Here is a 1726-nt window from a genome sequence, read left to right as displayed (position 1 = left end):
CTGAACTACAGAGGAATCGTTGTGGAGGCTTATCTTAGCGGCGAAAAAACTTTTGTCAAACCTGATCTTAGGGAAAATCGACTGATTGCCGATTCTGTCGTCAGTTTGTTGTAAATACACACATCTTTTTCAGGAAAATACTTTGCAGGATTAGCATTTCTCCCCCATCATTTGAAATGGAGTTTCAACTATTCTCGCTAAGGTCCATTTTGAACGTCACTGCCCCTCTGCGCCAGGCGATCGTGCGCACGCCATGGTACGCAAAACGTAAAAGCTATCGTGTTCTGTTCTGGCGTGAAATCACCCCTCTTGCCGTGCCTATTTTTCTGGAAAATACCTGCGTTCTGCTGATGGGAGTGCTGAGCACCTTCCTGGTGAGCTGGCTGGGGAAAGAGGCGATGGCGGGGGTCGGGCTGGCAGACAGCTTTAACATGGTGGTGATGTCATTCTTTGCCGCCATCGATCTCGGGACGACGGTTGTGGTGGCCTTTAGTCTCGGCAAGCTGGATCCCAAACGCGCGCGCGAGGCTGCACGTCAGTCGCTGATGATCATGACCCTCTTTTCGATTGTTCTGGCGGCGGTGATCCACTATTTCGGTAAAGAGATTATCGATTTTGTCGCCGGGGAAGCCACGAACGAGGTGAAGGAACTGGCGCTGACCTATCTCGAAATGACCGTCTTAAGCTATCCGGCGGCGGCCATCGCGTTGATTGGCAGCGGCGCGCTGCGCGGGGCAGGTAACACCAAAATCCCGCTGCTGATCAACGGTGGGATGAATATCCTGAATATCATCATCAGCAGCGTGCTGATCTACGGCGCGTTCTCGTGGGATGGTCTGGGGTTCGTCGGGGCCGGGCTGGGATTAACCATATCACGCTATATCGGTGCGGCGGCCATCATCGGGGTCCTGATGACGGGGATTACCCCCTCGCTGCGTCTTACGCTTAAGAGCTATTTCCGGCCCTTTAATTTCGCCATTATCTGGGAAGTGATGGGGATTGGTATTCCCGCGAGCATTGAATCCGTGTTGTTCAACGGCGGGAAGCTGCTCACGCAGATGTTTGTCGCCGGAATGGGCACCGACGTTATCGCCGGTAACTTTATCGCCTTCTCCATCGCCTCGCTGATTAACCTGCCGGGTAACGCCCTTGGGTCGGCATCAACCATCATCACGGGGAAACGGCTCGGGAAAGGGCAGATAGGCCAGGCGGAGCGGCAGCTGCGCCATGTGTTCTGGCTGTCGACGATTGGGCTGACGCTGATCGCCTGGGGCACCGCGCCGTTTGCCGGGCTGATGGCCGCGTTCTATACCCACGAAGATGACGTGAAAGAGGTGGTGAAGATCCTTATCTGGCTCAACGCCGCCTTTATGCCCATCTGGGCGGCATCCTGGGTGTTGCCTGCCGGGCTGAAAGGAGCGCGCGATGCCCGTTTTGCCATGTGGGTGTCCATGCTTGGCATGTGGGGGTGTCGCGTTGTGGCGGGCTATACGCTGGGCGTGGTGCTGGGCTGGGGCGTGGTGGGCGTCTGGCTGGGGATGTTCCTTGACTGGGCCGTACGCGGGGCGCTGTTCTACTGGCGCATGGTCAGCGGGCGCTGGCTGTGGAAATATCCGCGACAAAATGCCTGACAATTGCGCGAAATGGAGAATAATTCGGCAAACGATCGGAAATATGCATTCTGCCTTTGACATCATCGGGGAGCATCGATAATATGCGCCCCGTT

General features: G+C 55.9%; 2 protein-coding genes. Both read left to right on the top strand.

The annotated features are described in order from the left end of the window. Nucleotides 1-21 precede the first annotated feature (21 nt). Nucleotides 22-114: a DUF5951 family protein gene (locus tag IM265_RS22235; RefSeq protein WP_219358334.1), complete on the top strand. Its 93-nt coding sequence runs from the start codon at nucleotides 22-24 to the stop codon at nucleotides 112-114. 62 nt (nucleotides 115-176) lie between these two features. Next, on the top strand, nucleotides 177-1631 hold the full coding sequence (gene emmdR / locus IM265_RS21845) for a multidrug efflux MATE transporter EmmdR (RefSeq protein ID WP_120266864.1): 1455 nt from the start codon (nucleotides 177-179) through the stop codon (nucleotides 1629-1631). Nucleotides 1632-1726 lie beyond the last annotated feature (95 nt).

The organism is Enterobacter cloacae complex sp. P17RS (assembly GCF_014895885.1).
GTDB classification, from domain to species: Bacteria; Pseudomonadota; Gammaproteobacteria; order Enterobacterales; family Enterobacteriaceae; genus Enterobacter; species Enterobacter bugandensis.
Note: the sequence above shows the minus strand (reverse complement) of the source record. Positions and strands in the feature narration are given on the sequence as shown.

Excerpts from the sequence above, each read along its gene's own strand:
- emmdR (WP_120266864.1), top strand. The coding sequence starts at position 177 with ATGGAGTTTCAACTATTCTCGCTAAGGTCCATTTTGAACGTCACTGCC.